The organism is Thiomicrospira pelophila DSM 1534 (assembly GCF_000711195.1).
In the GTDB taxonomy this organism is placed as follows: Bacteria; Pseudomonadota; Gammaproteobacteria; order Thiomicrospirales; family Thiomicrospiraceae; genus Thiomicrospira; species Thiomicrospira pelophila.
In genome coordinates this window covers 1,460,387-1,473,467 of sequence record NZ_JOMR01000001.1, presented here as the reverse complement: position 1 = coordinate 1,473,467, position 13,081 = coordinate 1,460,387, and the positions used below count along the sequence as shown (strand labels likewise).

The window sequence follows — 13,081 nt, the reverse complement described above, 5'->3', positions numbered from 1 at the left end:
TTAGTTCGTCGTAGACTCTTCGACTAAGCTTTGCATCAAGCCTTCAAGCTGTTTTTCCAAATGGTCGGAATACTGCATAGTATCGCGCTTCATTTGTACATAGTCGTAACATAGGTTGAGAGCAACCATTAGAATCTTGTTTTCGCCTTTTAAGTGCGTAACTTGATCTAGCTTATCTTCGAGCAAAGTAGCAGCTTCAACCAGCGCTTCACGTTCGCTATCCTCACAAGGGACTTCAAAGTGATGGTTCATCAGTGTGAGGTGTAGCATTTTGCGGGCTCCTTAAGAGTCGTGCTGTCATAAATCGCGGGCTAGTTTTGGCGCGGCCAGATAGGCTTTTGCTAAATGCCTATGATATGATTGCGCCTTAATTATTGTAGCAAAAGACTGTTTCAGATGAACACAAAGTTAAGTTTTAACGAATACGCGGACGCGTTTGCGCCTTATTCGCAATTAGAGTCGGCCTCATTTGTACAGGGGATGCTGGTGGGGCAGCTTTCTAGCACACCCAGTATGACCGAGGCGCAATGGATTAAACGTCTGGTTGATGAAGGTGGAATGGGGGCGATTAAAGAGTCTTTTTTGGTCGCATTACACCAGCTTTATATGGATACTTTGGCCGGCTTAAACAGCGCGGAATGTGATTTTGAGATGCTACTGCCAGCTGATGATGATCCTTTAGCTCAACGAGGAAGGCATTTGGCTGAGTGGTGTGAGGGATTCTTATATGGCATGGGCTTAGGCAGTTTAGGCGAGTTGTCGCGCGAAGTGAGTGAGTTGCTGAATGATTTTGGCGAAATATCCTTGTTAGAAGTGCCGGAAGAACCGGATGACAAAGCCGATGATAATTTAACTGAATTAGTTGAATTTGTGCGCATGGGGGCGATTATGGTGTATGACGAACTCAATCCGGTGCCACAACAACCTATTCCAATTCCAGACGAAGATAAAAAACCCACTTTGCATTAAACCGCAACGTCTATTCACGGAAATCGATTATGAACTTTGCTCAACGTCGTCAAGATTTGCTCGAAAAATTGCCTGCCGGTAGTGTCGCCTTAATCCATTCCGGCGAAGAGCAAATTCGTAATCGGGATGTGGAATACCCATTTCGAGCCGACAGTGATTTTATCTATCTCACCGGTTTTACCGAACCGGATTCAGTGTTGGTACTGGTTCGCACTGAAGTATTAGCCGATACGGATTATGAACAACCCCACCACCAGGCCTGGTTATTCTGTCGTCCTAAAGATCCTGAACAAGAAACCTGGCAGGGTAAACGCTTAGGTGTGGAAGATGCCCCGGCTCAGTTAAATATTGACCAGGCCTGGTCGATTGATGATTTGGATGAAATCGCGCCACAATTCTTAACCCATGCCAAGCAGGTTTATTTCAGTTTTGGCCATTTGGCGGAATGGAGTGGCCGCATGGCAGATTGGTTATCCGAGCTTAAAACCCAAGTGCGTAAAGGCGTGACGGTGCCGACTAGCTTGAATGATTTAGATACGGTGTTGCATGAACAACGTCTATTTAAGTCGCCGCAAGAAATTGAGGTTATGCGTCAAGCCGCGCAAATTTCTGTCGCCGGTCATTTAGCGGCGATGCGTGCCACCAGGCCTGGTGCTTACGAATATCAAATTCAAAGTGCGATTGAACACGAATTCCGCCTAGCCGGTTCGCCGCGTGTCGCGTTTAACACGATTGCGGCGGCGGGCGAAAACGCCTGTATTTTGCACTACACCGAAAATCAAACTCAATTACAAGATGGCGATTTGATTTTGCTGGATGCGGGCGCTGAATGGCAAGGCTATGCGGGCGATATCAGCCATACCTATCCGATCAACGGACGTTTTAGCGAACCACAAAAACACTTGTATAACCTGGTGCTTAAAGCCCAGCAAGCGGCGATCAACGCGGTGCAACCCGGGCAGCCTTATAATCTAATGCACCAGGCCAGCGCTGAGGTCATCACCATCGGTTTAATTGAGCTGGAGATTTTGCACGGCGAATTAGATGAATTGTTAGAAAAAGAAGCGTTTAAACGCTTTTTTATGCACGGCACTGGACATTGGTTAGGTTTGGATGTGCACGATGTTGGGCGTTATAAAATCAACGGCGAATGGCGTAGTTTTGAACCGGGTATGGTCGTGACGGTGGAGCCTGGCTTGTATATTCCAAAAGGCTTAAAAGATATTGAAACGCAATGGCAGGGTATCGGCATTCGAATTGAAGATGATGTACTGGTTACCGAAAACGGTCACGAGATATTAACCCAAGGCGCGCTGCGATTGCCGCGCACGGTGGAGGAGATAGAGCAGTGGATGCAAACCAACCGGATTTGAACGCATCATCTAACGCGCAATATGATTGTGACCTCGTGATTGCGGGCGGTGGCCCAGTGGGCTTAACGCTGGCATTAGGGATGGCGCAACGCGGCGCGCAGGTAGATTTAATTGAAGTTTTTGCACCCGACTCCGGTCAGCCCAATTCGTTTGATGGGCGTGTGTTGGCTTTATCTGAAGGTTCGCGCTTAATTTTACAAGACCTGAATGTTTGGGCAGATCTACAGCCTTATGTGACTGAAATTCACCATGTTCATGTGTCGCAACAAGGTTATTTGGGCTTGACCCTGATGCACTCGGATGAGTTAGATGTGCCGGCTTTAGGTTATAGCATTCGCGCCAGCGATTTAGGGCGTGTGTTGTGGCAAAAAGTTCAAGCCAACTCGGAGATTCGTTTGCATTGTCCTGCTAAGATTTTAAGTTTTAAAGAGTTGGCCGACGGCGTGGAAGTGAGTTTGCAGCAGGGTGAGCAAGTTATTGAACGTCGCGCTCGTTTAGTGGTGGGCGCGGATGGCACCGACTCTCAAGTTCGCCAAACTATGGGCTTAACCTTACAGCAGAAAAACTATGGCGCTTGGGCAATTTTAGCGCAGGTCGACACTGAAAAACCGCATCAAAACTGGGCATTTGAACGTTTTACCAATGAAGGGCCGGTGGCGTTATTGCCGCTTAATACGGCGACGCACAAGCTGGTATATGTGGCGTCAGATGCCAATTACCAATCGCTACTGAGTTTATCGGATGCTGAGTTCCTTCAAGCCTTCAGTCAAAAAATGGGTGAGCGTTTTGGCGCCTATCAAAACCTAAGTCCTAGAGTCGCCTACCCGCTGAAAGAAACCTATGTAAAGGGTGTGGTAAAAGGTCATGCGGTGCTGATGGGCAATGCATCACACACTCAGCATCCCGTCGCCGCGCAAGGTTTAAACTTGGGGCTGCGCGATGTCGATGATTTTTTACAAGGCTTGCAACCAGGCCTGGTGAATCTAACCGAGCCATCATTTTTAGCGCATTATGAGCAACAACGCCAAACCGATCATCAAAAGGTGATGGGCTTAACCGACAGCCTGATTCGGATTTTTGAACACTCGTCGCCCTTGGTGGGACATGCGCGTGGTTTAGCCATGATGACCTTGCAAGCCCTACCCAAGCTCAAACGACGCTTAGCCCGGTTTTCGATGCAAGGCGCAAAGCAGGGAGCTAAATAATGACTCAAAACACCGATGCACAAATGGCCCCGTTAAAGTTTGATGTCGTGATTGTGGGCGGCGGCATGGTGGGCGCGGCCACGGCGCTGGGGTTGGCACAAGGCGGTGTAAACGTAGCCTTGTTGGAGCGCAACGAACCCGATCTGAGCTGGTCGGATAACAAACCCTATCAAGCACGAGTGAGTGCGTTAACACGCGCGTCAGAAAATATTTTGCGCCACCTGAATGCTTGGCAAGGCATTGAGCGGCGCCGAGCGCATGCGTTTATTGCGATGCGCATTTGGGAGGACGCTACGGATGCTGAAATCAGTTTTGATGCCGCCTCGTTAAACGAACCGAATTTGGGTTATGTCGTCGAAAACCAAGTGATTCAAGCGGCCTTATGGGAGCAGTTGGAACCGGCCGGTGTGCAGGTGTTTTGCGGTCACAGTTTGCAAAATCTGCGGTTCGATAATCACCAGGCCTGGTTATCAGTGGAAGGCTTGGCCGAGATGCAAACGTCCTTATTAATCGGGGCGGACGGCGCCTTTTCGCAAGTTAGAAGCCTCGCCGGCATTGGGTTGGATCAACACGATTATGCACAATGTGCTGTGGTGGGTTGTGTGCGGACTCAAGCACCGCACCAAGATACCTGTTGGCAACGTTATCAAGCCGATGGCCCGTTTGCATATTTGGCAATGGATGACAATGTCAGCTCGATTGCTTGGTATCTGCCAGTCGAAAAAATGCAATGGGCGCTGGATTTATCTGAAGAAGATTATCGTGCTGAGTTGTTTAAAGCCTCAGATGGGCGTTTAGGCGAAATAACTCAAACCTGGACACGTGCCGCGTTTCCGCTCACGCGTCGTCATGCACAACAGTATGTTAAGCCGAATCTAGCCTTGGTGGGAGATGCAGCACACACGATTCATCCACAAGCCGGTCAAGGCGTGAATTTGGGCTTGTTGGATGCCGCAACCTTGGTAGATGTGCTGTTGCAGGCCAAGCGAGCGGGCGAGTACTTAGGTGACCAAGCTGTGCTACGTCGTTACGAACGTTGGCGCAAAGGAGATAACCTGATTGTACAACGCGCAATGGAAGGCTTTGATTGGTTGTTTAAATCGGATCACGGAATGAAAGATCAATTACGCCAACGTTTATTGCCTTTAGCCAATGTAGCGAAACCTTTAAAAAATTGGTTAATCCAACAGGCTTTATATGGCCGTGACCCATTACCAAACCTGGCTAAAAAGTCACATTAATAAGTTGGTTCAATTTAAGCGGTGGCATGGTGTCGCAAGTCTTGTATAAAGCGGGTGGTATAAAGAAGACACTGAGGCTTGGTAATAGCTAAAAACTAAGTTTACTTTGACATTTTTGTCATTAACGCCTATATTCCTACGATCAATATATTTTATGAAAAACCTATCTAATAGTAAGGGCAAACGCAATGGCCGATAGACGTCTCCAAGTGTTTCATACTGTAGCCAAAGTCATGAGTTTCACCAAAGCGGCAGAAACTTTGCACATGACTCAGCCTGCGGTCACTTTTCAGGTTAAACAACTCGAAGATTTCTTTAATACACGCTTATTTGACCGAACGCACAACAAAATTACGCTGACTGACGCTGGTCGCGTGGTGTACGAGTTTTCAGACAATATTTTAGAGCTGTGTGAAAAAATGAACTCGCAGGTGCGTGACCTAACCGGTGAGGTTTCAGGAAGTTTGGTAATTGGCGCGAGTACGACGATTGCGGAATACATGTTGCCTTGTTTATTGGGTGCGTTTAAAAAACAGTTTAAAGACGTCAATATTCGTCTACAGGTTGGTAACACCGATGCAATTGTATCGATGGTTGAAAACAATATGATTGACCTGGGATTGGTCGAAGCGCCAGTAAACAATAAAAACCTAGAAGTGGAAGTCTGCCGCATTGACGAAATGCAAGTCATTTGCCCAATGGATCACCCGTTGGCAAAACGCACCGAAGTGACAATTGAAGATGTACGTAAGTATCCCTTTATTAACCGTGAAGAAGGTTCGGGTTCGCGTTCTGTGATTGACAGTTACGTACGCGAACAAGGTTTGAGCATGAGCGACTTTAATATCGTGATGGAGTTAGGTGCACCTGAATCGGTCAAAATGGCGGTTGAAGCCGATGTTGGTCTGGCCATTGTGTCACGTACGACTTTGATGAAAGAGCTGAAGCTCGGCACCCTAAAAGCGTTGCCATTGAATCCACCATTACGCCGTCCGTTCTCACATGTGCGTCAGAAGCACAAGTTCCGTCACCGCGCCGTGGGTGAGTTGCTTGATTTCGCGGTGGCTTATTGTAAAGAAAAAGCGGTTGAACAAGGCTTTGAAGTGCCTGATAAGACAGAGCAAAAGCGCTACAGCACGCATTACGACTAAACGCGCGCTTTTTATATAGAGTTTAGCTATCATATTGTTTGAGCGGAAGTCATCTTTCCGTTCAAACTTTCATTTATTTTAGTCGTTCCTCCCTTCAAAAATTGATCGAGATCAATTAAATAGTAAACTATTTACCATCTCTTTTGAATTCATACCGACTTCGTACTTTTCATGAGTGCTGTTTTTTAGTTTGGCTAAGTCTTAGACTTTTAACGAGTTTTTAAGGCTAATCAATAATATAAGGAGCGGTAGGATGAAGAATAAACAAATCAGTAAGTTGTTATTGGGTTTAGCTGGTCTGGTGTTTTCGATCAGTGTTTGGGCGGCACCCGTTAATGTTAACCAAGCGGACGCGCAAAAAATTGCCAGTTCACTGAACGGTGTTGGCATGGTGAAAGCCCAAGCGATTGTTGAATACCGTGAACAACACGGTAATTTTGGAAGTCTAGAGGATCTTGGAAAAGTAAAAGGTATTGGTCCTAAGACGCTAGAAAAAAATGCTGATGATATAAAGCTGGAAGGAAATCTACCTTAGTAGACTGAGTTTGAATCATAAAAAAACCGTCCAAGTGACGGTTTTTTTATGAACTGAGTTTTAGAATTATTTAAGGTTTGCGTGAAATAATCTCACCTTTTCTGTTTAACTTTAAATCCCAGCGATTGTGAACCCATAAATACTGGGTTGGGTTGTTCTTAATAGCCTGCTCATAAATCGCGTGTAAACGTAAGGTATCTTGTTCGGCACTATCGGATGGAAAATTTTCCAGTGCTGGTAAAAACGTCACTATGTAGCGGTTATCTGTTGTGCGTTCGGTTAAGCAAGGCACAACTGCACAATTGGTTAGTTTGGCAATTTTTGAGGTGGCTGGGTTACTACGCGTCATGTGACCAAAAAACGGTACTTTTACATGACCTCGTGCTCGATAACGCTGGTCGGGCAGGATTACCATGCTTTCACCTTTGCGCAAAACCTTTAACATGCTACGAGTGTTGTGATTCGCAATTGGATGCGCGCAACGTCCATCAGCCAATGGGATTGAGCGGCCTTTAGCAATCAAATAGTCCATCAGTGGATTATCATGTGGCCGATAAATCGCGTTAAAGTGAGTTAGAAATGACACAAACAATCCTGTCATTTCGAGCGTGGTAAAGTGCGGGGCAAGGATCAGTACACCTTTGCCACGGGCTTGAGCTTTCTTAAGGTTCTCTATGCCTTCATAATGCACTAGGTTGCGCTCAAATCCCTTATTGGGATGCTTACGATAGTCCCCCCACCAAACAATCGCAGTTTCCATTAAGCTGATGCCTAAAGATGCAAAATGATCTTTTAGCAATTGTTCAGTCTGAGTATCGGAATGATTAGGAAACGCTAAGCGGATATTCTGCCGTGCTAGTTTGCGTCGTCCGCCGGATAGCCAATACATGACACGCCCTAAAGCCGGACCTAGGGAAAATTTAGTTTGGTAGGGCAGAAAACTCAGCAGGCGTAGCAAACCGACACCCAACCAAATTCCCCAATAACGAGGGCATAAAAATTGTTTCTTAAATTGAATGGCTTGAGACATGCGTTGTTTCCTCAAGTGCACCTTGTTGATATAAGCCGGCATACATTCCGTTAAGGGCTAACAGTTGTTGATGGCTTCCTAATTCTTTGAGTTCGCCGTGCTCCATTACTACGATCTGATCCGCATTTTCAATCGTGCTTAAACGGTGAGCGATGATGATCACGGTTCGATCACGACGTAATTTATCCATCGCAATCTGAATCATGGTTTCGCTTTGATTATCCAAGGCTGAGGTGGCCTCATCTAGAATTAGAATCGGCGCATTTTTCAAAAAGGCACGTGCAATCGCCAAACGCTGGCGTTGTCCACCGGATAAAAGCGCGCCATTATCCCCAATGGTTGTATCCAAACCTTGTGGTAGCTTTTCAATAAACTCCCAGGCATGCGCATCTTTAGCGGCCTGAATGATGGCTTGTTCATCATATTCAGTATGACCATAAGCAATATTGGCGCGCACCGAGTCATTAAACAACACTACGTTCTGGCTAACAAATGCAATTTGTTGGCGCAGATAGTTCAGATCAAACGCGTTTAAAGGCGTGTCATCTAATAAAATCTCACCATCGCTGGGTAAATAAAAGCGTGCGATCAAATTGACCAAGGTGGTTTTTCCGCTGCCAGATTGGCCGACTAAAGCGGTAGTTTTGTAGGGCGGAAAATCTAAACTGAAGTTTTTTAATGCCAAATTATCACTATTGAGATATTGAAAGTTGACATTTTTAAATTCAATTTTACCTTGAATAGCGGGGCGTAGTTGCCCTGGGTTGGCTTCTTCTGGCTGATCCAGCATCTCAAAAATACTTTCAGAAGCCGCCATACCTTTTTGTATCACAAGGTTCACATTGGTCAATCGACGAATTGGCTCAAAAGTTAACGCCATCGCGGTAATGTAGGACAAGAGTTCACCGGGCGTAAAAGCATCTTGCGCGGATAGTTGCATCGCGATGTAAATCACACCAGATAGGGCGAGGGCGGCTAAAACTTGTACCAAGGGCACATTTAACGCCGCTACTTTTGTAACCCGAAGGGTGTGTTTAAACAGTTCGTTGGCCGTGTAGTGGAAACGGGCTTGTTCATAACTTTCAGCGCCATACATTTTAATATCACGATGGCCAACTAGGCCTTCTTCTAGCTGGTGGGTGAGTTGACCCATGTTACTTTGCATGTGTTTACTTGACTGGCGCATCAACTTACTGGCTTTATTAATAATCCAGGCCACGACTGGGCCAACTAGCAGCATCAGTAAAGTCAACTCCCAAGAAATATAAAGCATGTAGCCGAATAGAGCTAACACAATCAAAGAATCACGAATAATCACAATCCAGGCCTCGGATAGGGCGTTACTGGTTTGGGCAACATCATAGGTAATCTTCGACATTAAGGTACCAGTCGAATACTGTTGAAAGATCGGTAATGGCAAAAACTGCATTTTGCGATGCATATCAGCTCGAATTTGCAGAATCGCTTTTTGCGCAATCCATTGGCTCGCCACTTTACTGAAGTATTCAGCGACACCCTTAACAATAAATACCCCAGCAAGCATTAACGGCAAAATTAAAAAACTATCTGGGTCTTTTTCAATCAAGCTTCGATCCACCAGGTCTTTTAAAATAGCGGCAGTCGCTGGTTCCATGGCTGCAATGGTTACCAACATAAATAATGTAAGCGCAATCATGCCTTTATAAGACTTGATGTAGCCTAATAACCGACGGTAGAGAGTGAGGGTGTGTTTATCAAACATATAAGTTGGAGCGTTGCCTTTTTAGTTTTAGGTGGATTTATTCACGCTTTAGAATTTTATTGACCACAATGTTGGCCCAGCCGGCACTTTTAAATTGTGCATTCAACCTGGGTTTATCATAGACCGTTTGTAGCCAAGTTAAAAAATCGATTTCAGGATGGATGGCTTGGTAGGCGAAAAAACTATCAAAGAAGAAATCTAGTTTGCCTGTGTCCGCCCAGCGAAAATGCCCGTATTTCATGCTCAATTGTTTTACCGCTAGCTCAAGTGGTTCTTTTTCAATAAAGTGTTTGTAAAAAACACTCAATAATCCGGCGCGGTCTGCGCCTGATTTACAATGGATTAAAATCGGGTATTGGGCGGTTTCTAAAATCTGTTTAGCCGCTAATACTTTATCTACGTCGGGTAAACTTCTTGATGACATAGGATGATTTATTAAGGTTATACCTAGTCGATCACAAGCCTCTTTCTCTAATAAATAGGGCCCAGATTGGTCGGCTCGACGTAAACTGATAATGGTTTTTAGGCCGTGTTTTTTTTGAAGCTTAGCGATAAAAGCGGCAGAGGGATGATTGCTACGAAAGGCTTGGTCAGATAAGGCGTAAAAGTTCCGATAAATCATGCGTAAAATTTCATGATCGACAAACCATGCGTCTAAATAAGCTTTTAGTCTTCCCCAGCGGGTGTTTAACCTGTCCATTCGAAAATATGACCCTACAAAATGACGCTATTTTACCTTTTTTAAAGGATAAGTTAGAGGAAATGTTAGAATGCTGTTTTTGACTCAGTGTATCAATAAATCTGTGGAACAATTTTATGTCTAAATTTCTTGCGTCACACTGGTGGGCGACCTTTTTTATATTGTTTTTTCCTTTAGCGGTTATGTACGGCTATGTCGACTTTATTCGAGAGTCGGAAGTTAATGCAAGGATCGGTTGGTTGCTTCTCATTGGTGGGATGGCGTATATATTTCGCCATACTATTTTGCAAAAGTTTTTTCTTGCCATATTAATTGCATTTGTTGTGTCCGGAGCGTTAGATGTTTTATATGCCGTGACCTTTGGTGGGGTTTTTCAAAGTGCTTCGTTAGAGGCGTTAATTTATACTGACTCATCAGAGAGTTGGGAGTTTCTCATGGCCTACATAAGCCTTGAAAACACATTGTTGTTTTTAGCTTATGTCATTCTCTCCTATGTCTCTTTACGCCAGGTCGTTTTTCAATCCGCTATCACGAAATATCAGAAATTCTTAGTTTTAATAGGCGTTGTCATGCTGGTATTCGCCGTCCAGCAAATAAATGATCGCGGCCGCTACTTTGACGTGATTCCCGGCTTTGTTGGCGTGGCACTGGATTACTCCGGTGGACGTGAATCCTTAGAGGAAGTGACTTTACTTAGAAAGAAGCTTTACGAGGAGAGCACGTTTGTTTCTGAAAAACGATCAGAAACCCCTCAAACCTATGTGGTGGTAATTGGTGAATCGCTGAACAGAAATCACATGTCGTTGTATGGTTATGAACGCAATACCACACCTAACTTAACCAGGCTGGCACCACAAAGCATTGTCTTTACGGATGCCGTATCTGCATTTGCACAAACGCGACCTTCATTAAGTGTCAGTTTGACTCAGGTAGCGAGTAATAAACTTGAGCAAACCCATTCGGCCATGAGTTTAATGGAGGTATTTAAACGAGCCGGTTTTGAAACCTGGTGGATTTCAAACCAACAGCCGTTGCGTTACCCAACCTCAGCCATTGCATCGCTTTCAGATCACGAGCACTTTATTAGTCATGATTTTTATGGTGTAGAAAACTATCGTTACGATGGTTATATGACACCCTATTATGAAAAGGCCTTAGCGTCTGATGCCAAGCACAAGGTGATATTTGTGCATATGATGGGCAGTCACCTTCATTATGAGAGTCGTTACCCCATAGAGGAACATGAAATTTTTAAAGATGAAAAAGGAATTAAAGCTTATACCGATGATCTGTCTGGCGGTCAGATAAGTGATATCAATAATTACGATAACTCTGTGCATTACACGGATAGCTTGCTAGGAAGTTGGGTCGATAAACTTGACCAACTTGAAGGTGTTTCGGGGTTATTGTTCTTTGCCGATCACGGTGAAGAGGTGTTTGATGTCAGGGACTTTAAGGGGCATGGGCCAGATGGGGTCACACATAATATGGTGGATATCCCATTGATTTTTTGGCGTAACCAAGCTTATCAAGCTGAGTTTCCACAGGTTGATCGTCATCTACAAAAAAGTACAGGTAGTCCGTTTATGCTTGATGAATTATTCCACTTAACCATTTGTCTAACCCAGGTAAATACGGAGCTTTATGATCCAGCTCGATCTTTATGCAGTTTAGACTACAAGCCTAAACAGCGTATAATTTACGGGCAGGCTTATGAGGATCTTATTCGATGAAGTCGCCCCACACTGGTTTAAAACGAATTGTTTATGCCGGCCTTTATTCATGGAAAGGTTTTGCAGCCACATGGCGTGAAGAAGCGGCGTTTCGTCAAGAAGTGATCCTGGTTTTGATTATGATGCCATTGGCACTCTGGCTTGGTGAAACGGCCTTTGAGCAAACAATTTTAATTAGCGTACTATTTATTGTATTGATAGTTGAGTTGTTAAATTCGAGTATAGAAACGGTGGTGGATCGGATCAGTGAAGATTATCATCCACTATCCGGTCGAGCAAAAGACCAAGCATCAGCGGCGGTTTTTTTAAGTTTTGCTGTCGCGATTATAGTTTGGTGTGGTTTTTTAATATCAAAGTTTGCGAGTTACTTAAATGCCTAAGAGTTTGGCAGAATAGAAAATTAATACTTAGTAAATAACAAGTTGGAGAAAGTTGTGATCGTCGTAACCGGTGGAGCAGGATTTATAGGCAGTAATATCGTCAAGGCCCTTAATGCACAAGGTCGCACCGACATTTTGGTGGTGGATAATTTAAAAAACGGTAAAAAGTTTATCAATATAGCCGATTGCGATATTGCAGACTATCTAGACAAAGAAGATTTTCAAGCGCGTATTTTTGCCGAAGAAGGCTTGCCGGATATTGATTGTGTGTTTCATGAAGGCGCGTGTTCGGCCACCACGGAGTGGGATGGCAAATATGTCATGGACAATAATTACGAATACTCCAAAGACCTACTGCATTTTTGTCTCAACAAGAATATTCCGTTTTTGTATGCCTCGTCGGCCGCCACTTATGGCGATGGCCCTGTGTTTATTGAAGAGCGCCAATACGAAAAGCCTTTAAACGTGTATGGTTACTCAAAGTTTCAGTTTGACCAATATGTTCGCAGCATTTTGCCGAAAGCCAAGAGTCAGGTTGTTGGGTTTCGTTATTTTAACGTCTATGGCCCACGCGAGCAGCATAAGGGCGATATGGCGAGTGTCGCGTTTAAGTTGCATAACCAAATCCTTCGTGGCGATAAACTCAAACTATTTGGTGCTTATGACGGTTATGAAGCCGGTATGCAAACGCGCGATTTTGTGTATATCGAAGACGTGGTTAAAGTCAATCTTTGGTTTATGCAGCATCCAGATAAGTCCGGTATTTTTAACCTAGGTCCCGCCGCGGCCGAACCGTTTAAACATATTGCCGAAGCCGTTATTAAATTTCATGCAAAAGGCGAGATTGAGTATATTCCGTTCCCGGATCATCTAAAAGGCGCCTATCAAAGCTTTACCCAAGCGGATAACAGTCGTTTACGCCAAGCGGGTTATGCTGAAAAGTTCCACACAGTAGCGCAAGGGGTTGAAAAGTATCTAAGCTGGTTGACAGAAAATAAACACTTTTTAGATTTTACTAAATAA

13 protein-coding genes are annotated in these 13,081 nt (G+C 44.6%); 9 read left to right on the top strand and 4 right to left on the bottom strand.

Annotated features, from left to right (window positions below):
- Window positions 1-270, bottom strand: a complete 270-nt coding sequence (locus tag N746_RS0107075; protein ID WP_029935226.1) for a cell division protein ZapA — start codon at window positions 268-270, stop codon at window positions 1-3.
- 126 nt (window positions 271-396) lie between these two features.
- Between N746_RS0107075 and N746_RS0107070 the strand changes: the two genes are divergently transcribed.
- The 6 genes from N746_RS0107070 to N746_RS0107045 all read left to right on the top strand — a co-directional run bounded on the left by N746_RS0107070 (window position 397) and on the right by N746_RS0107045 (window position 6,474).
- Complete coding sequence (locus N746_RS0107070) at window positions 397-969, top strand: UPF0149 family protein (RefSeq protein ID WP_029935223.1); 573 nt, start codon at window positions 397-399, stop codon at window positions 967-969.
- Between the two features lie 29 nt (window positions 970-998).
- Window positions 999-2,342, top strand: coding sequence for a Xaa-Pro aminopeptidase (pepP, locus tag N746_RS0107065; RefSeq protein WP_029935221.1), 1,344 nt, complete (start codon window positions 999-1,001; stop codon window positions 2,340-2,342).
- Window positions 2,318-3,547, top strand: a complete 1,230-nt coding sequence (locus tag N746_RS0107060; RefSeq protein WP_051678567.1) for an FAD-dependent monooxygenase — start codon at window positions 2,318-2,320, stop codon at window positions 3,545-3,547. Before pepP ends, N746_RS0107060 begins: the two co-directional genes overlap by 25 nt.
- Complete coding sequence (locus N746_RS0107055) at window positions 3,547-4,788, top strand: FAD-dependent oxidoreductase (RefSeq protein ID WP_029935217.1); 1,242 nt, start codon at window positions 3,547-3,549, stop codon at window positions 4,786-4,788. The genes N746_RS0107060 and N746_RS0107055 overlap by 1 nt, the downstream gene beginning before the upstream one ends.
- Before the next feature lie 188 nt (window positions 4,789-4,976).
- Window positions 4,977-5,939 carry a LysR family transcriptional regulator gene (locus N746_RS0107050; protein ID WP_029935215.1) on the top strand — a complete coding sequence of 321 codons (963 nt, stop codon included), beginning with the start codon at window positions 4,977-4,979 and terminating at the stop codon, window positions 5,937-5,939.
- Between the two features lie 253 nt (window positions 5,940-6,192).
- Complete coding sequence (locus N746_RS0107045) at window positions 6,193-6,474, top strand: ComEA family DNA-binding protein (protein ID WP_029935213.1); 282 nt, start codon at window positions 6,193-6,195, stop codon at window positions 6,472-6,474.
- Between the two features lie 70 nt (window positions 6,475-6,544).
- Here the strand turns inward: N746_RS0107045 and N746_RS0107040 are convergent, their stop codons facing one another.
- From N746_RS0107040 to N746_RS0107030, 3 genes are read right to left on the bottom strand one after another with little or no spacing between them, the layout of a single operon-like run.
- The gene (locus N746_RS0107040; RefSeq protein WP_029935212.1) at window positions 6,545-7,504 is read right to left on the bottom strand and encodes an LpxL/LpxP family acyltransferase; all 960 of its coding nucleotides are present in this window, start codon (window positions 7,502-7,504) and stop codon (window positions 6,545-6,547) included.
- On the bottom strand, window positions 7,482-9,245 hold the full coding sequence (gene msbA, locus N746_RS0107035) for a lipid A export permease/ATP-binding protein MsbA (RefSeq protein WP_029935210.1): 1,764 nt from the start codon (window positions 9,243-9,245) through the stop codon (window positions 7,482-7,484). The genes N746_RS0107040 and msbA overlap by 23 nt, the downstream gene beginning before the upstream one ends.
- Before the next feature lie 37 nt (window positions 9,246-9,282).
- The gene (locus N746_RS0107030; protein ID WP_029935209.1) at window positions 9,283-9,945 is read right to left on the bottom strand and encodes a fused DSP-PTPase phosphatase/NAD kinase-like protein; all 663 of its coding nucleotides are present in this window, start codon (window positions 9,943-9,945) and stop codon (window positions 9,283-9,285) included.
- 116 nt (window positions 9,946-10,061) lie between these two features.
- Here N746_RS0107030 and N746_RS0107025 point away from each other — a divergent pair, with 116 nt between their 5' ends.
- The 3 genes from N746_RS0107025 to rfaD are packed head-to-tail and all read left to right on the top strand — an operon-like array spanning window position 10,062 to window position 13,081.
- Window positions 10,062-11,678 (top strand): phosphoethanolamine transferase, encoded by a 1,617-nt coding sequence (locus tag N746_RS0107025; RefSeq protein ID WP_029935207.1) that lies wholly within the window; start codon window positions 10,062-10,064, stop codon window positions 11,676-11,678.
- Window positions 11,675-12,058, top strand: coding sequence for a diacylglycerol kinase (locus N746_RS0107020; RefSeq protein WP_029935205.1), 384 nt, complete (start codon window positions 11,675-11,677; stop codon window positions 12,056-12,058). The genes N746_RS0107025 and N746_RS0107020 overlap by 4 nt, the downstream gene beginning before the upstream one ends.
- Before the next feature lie 54 nt (window positions 12,059-12,112).
- Window positions 12,113-13,081: an ADP-glyceromanno-heptose 6-epimerase gene (gene rfaD / locus N746_RS0107015; protein WP_029935203.1), complete on the top strand. Its 969-nt coding sequence runs from the start codon at window positions 12,113-12,115 to the stop codon at window positions 13,079-13,081.